This window comes from Saccharomonospora saliphila YIM 90502 (assembly GCF_000383795.1).
Taxonomy (GTDB): Bacteria; Actinomycetota; Actinomycetes; order Mycobacteriales; family Pseudonocardiaceae; genus Saccharomonospora; species Saccharomonospora saliphila.
The window spans coordinates 92,366-95,571 of the sequence record NZ_KB912696.1 but is presented as its reverse complement, the minus strand read 5'-3'; the positions used below and the strand labels follow the sequence as shown (position 1 = coordinate 95,571).

General features: G+C 73.5%; 2 protein-coding genes. Both read left to right on the top strand.

Features of this window, described 5'->3' with window-relative positions:
• Positions 1-940 (top strand): glycosyltransferase (locus SACSA_RS23230; protein WP_019818547.1); only part of this gene is annotated, 940 nt, incomplete at its 5' end.
• Positions 941-1,044: 104 nt separating this feature from the next.
• Positions 1,045-3,117, top strand: coding sequence for an acyltransferase family protein (locus SACSA_RS0115540; protein WP_019818545.1), 2,073 nt, complete (start codon positions 1,045-1,047; stop codon positions 3,115-3,117).
• Positions 3,118-3,206 lie beyond the last annotated feature (89 nt).

The window sequence follows — 3,206 nt, the reverse complement described above, 5'->3', positions numbered from 1 at the left end:
CGCGCTGCGCCGGTTCCGCCGTGTCGAGCGGGCAGCGCCCGCCGTGCGCGCCGCCCGCCAGGCGCTCGCCGGGCGCCGGTTCGACGTCGTCGTCGCCAACGAAGCGCGCGCGATGGCCCTGGCCCACGAGGTCGCCGACGGCGCCCCCGTGATCGCCGACATGCACGAGTGGGCACCCGAGGAGCGCACGCACGTGCGCTCGTGGCGGCTGCTGGTGAAGCCGTTCATGACCCACCAGTGCCGCACCTACCTGCCGAGGATGGCGGCGGTGACCACCGTCAACGACTCCATCGGCGAGCTGTACCGGCAGCACTTCGGCGTGTCCACCCACACGGTGCGCAACGCGGGCGCCTACCGCGAGCTGGCCCCGAGCGAGGTGCCCGACGACCGCATCCGCCTGGTGCACAGCGGCGGCGCGGTGCCGGGCCGCAACATCGAAGCGCTCATCGAGGCCGTACGCGAGCTGGACGAGACCTACAGCCTCGACCTGTACCTGGTGCCCGCCCGGGACGGCGGCCGGTACCTCGACCGGTTGCGGGAGCTGATCGGCGGCGACGAGCGCATCCGCCTGCATCCGCCGGTGAGCACCGAGCAACTGGTGCCCACGCTCAACGCCTACGACGTCGGGATTTACAGCCTGCCGCCGCTGACGCCGAACCACCGGCTCATGCTGCCGAACAAGATCTTCGACTTCGTGCAGGCCCGGCTCGGCGTGGTGTTCAACTCCGCCCCGGAGACCGACCGGCTCATCACCGACCACGACCTCGGCGCCATCGCCCCGGACCCCTCGGCGCGGGCCCTGCGGGACACGCTGGCCAAGCTCGACGTGGAGCGGGTGCGCGCCCTCAAACGCAACGCCGACGCCGCGGCGAAGGTCCTCAACTCGACGGAGGATTCCGCCGTCCTGCGCACGGTGGTGAGCGAGCACCTCGCCCGCTGACCCGGCACCGCGTGCGCCCGCCCCCGGGCACGCGGGCCTGCACCGCCCCGGCTCCGGCCACCCCCGCGGCCCCGTCCCCGGTCCGGCCTCGACCCCAAGGCAGCATGACGACGACGCTGAACACTTCCGCCTCCGGTGCGACCGGCTCCTCCACCGACCCGTCCGCTCCGGAACCACCCGGCCGGGCGACGACCGCGGGCCACCGCCCCGAGATCGAGGGTCTGCGGGCCGTGGCCGTGCTGCTCGTGGCCGTCTACCACATCTGGTTCGGCCGAGTCTCCGGCGGCGTGGACGTGTTCCTGCTGCTCACCGGGTTCCTCATCACCGGGTCGCTGCTGCGGATGACCGAGTCGGCCGGGCGCGTGCGATTCGCGGCGTTCTTCAGCCGCCTGTTCAAACGGCTGTTCCCGCCGGTGGGCGTCGTCCTGGTCGGGGTGCTGGGCGCGACCTGGCTGTGGCTGCCCGAGCCGCGCTGGCGCGGCACCATCGCCGAGGCCGTCGCCTCCGCCCTCTACGTGGAGAACTGGTCACTGGCGACCTCCGCCGTGGACTACCTCGACCGCACCGAACTGCCCAGCCCCGTGCAGCACTTCTGGTCGCTGTCCATCCAGGGCCAGTTCTACGTCGTCTGGGCCGTGCTGATCGCCGTGACCGTGGCCGTGGCCCGCCGCGCCGGAGCGGGCACGCGCACGGCGGGCCTCGTCGCCTGCGGCGCGGTGTTCGCGGGGTCGCTGACGTACTCGGTACTGCTCACCGACGCCGACCAGGCGTGGGCCTACTTCGACCTCGGCGCGCGGCTGTGGGAGTTCGCCCTCGGCGGCATCCTCGCGCTCACCCTTCCCCTGATCCGCCTGCCCCGGCCGATGCGGGTGGCGCTGGGCTGGCTGGGACTCGCGGCGCTGATCGCCTGCGGCGCACTGTTCGACGTCTCGACCATGTTCCCCGGCTACGTGGCACTGTGGCCGGTCGGCGCCGCCGCCCTGGTGCTGCTGGCCGGGACCACCGGCAGTCCCGTCGCCGCCGACCGGCTGCTCACGTGGCGGCCGCTGACCCAGCTGGGCGCCATCTCCTACGCGCTGTACCTGTGGCACTGGCCGGTGCTGGTGGTGTATCTCGCGCAGACCGAACGGTCCGTGGCCACGCTGCCCGGCGGGCTCGCGGTGCTCGCGGTGTCCGTCGGGCTCGCGGTCCTGACCCGGACGCTGCTGGAGAAGCCGGTCAACGCCTTCACCCGGCCCCGGACCCATCCCGGCTGGGCGATGGCCGTCGTCGCCGCCTTCCTGGCGCCCGTGCTCGTGGTGACGACCCTGTGGACCGCGCGACTGGACGACCGGCAGGTGGTCACGGTGACCGAGGAGAACGCGAGCGACTATCCCGGTGCGCGCGTACTGACCTCGCCCGAGCTGGCGGCCTCGCTGCCGTCCGCGCCCGTGGTGCCCGCCCCGGCGGACGCCCGCGAGGACGTGCCCGACACCTACGACGTGGGCTGCCACGCGAGCCTGGAACAGACCGAGGCGCGCGTGTGCTCGCACGGCCCGGCCGAGGCCGAACACAGCATCGCCGTGGTGGGCGCCTCGCGCAGTGCCCACTGGTATCCCGCGCTGCGCGAGATCGCCGACGAGCGGGGCTGGCGCGTGCACAACATCACCAAGAGCTCCTGCCAGTTCAGCACCGACACCCCGCACACCGTCGACGGCGCGGTCTACACCCAGTGCCTGCGGTGGCGCGAGAACCTCATGACCGAACTGGCCCGGCTGCGCCCGGACGTGGTTCTCACCTCCTCCACCCGCGCCACCGCCGACGGCGAGCGCGCCTTCGACGGCTTCGTCGAACGCTGGCGGCAACTCGCCGACCTCGGTATCGACGTCCTCGGCGTGCGCGACCTGCCCCGCGTCGAAGGCGACGGCGCCTCCTGCGTGGCCACGCGCGGCGCGGACGAGTGCCTCTACCCCGCCTCGTACAGCCACGCTCCCTCCGACCCGGCCCGCGCGCTGACCGACGTGCCGGAGACGGTGTCGCTGACCGACCTCACCCGGTACGTGTGCCCGGAGGGACAGTGCCCGGCCGTGGTCGGCAACGTGCTCGTCTACCGCGACGACGCACACCTGACCACGGTCTACTCCCGCACGCTCGCCCCGGTGCTGGAGACGGCGATCGTCCGCGCGACGGGGTGGTGAGCACGCCAAGCGCCGCCCCACCTCGGCGCGGAGACGCGGCTCTCGCGCACGCGGAGGCGGGCGGCGTGGCAGCGCGGAGCACGGGCAGG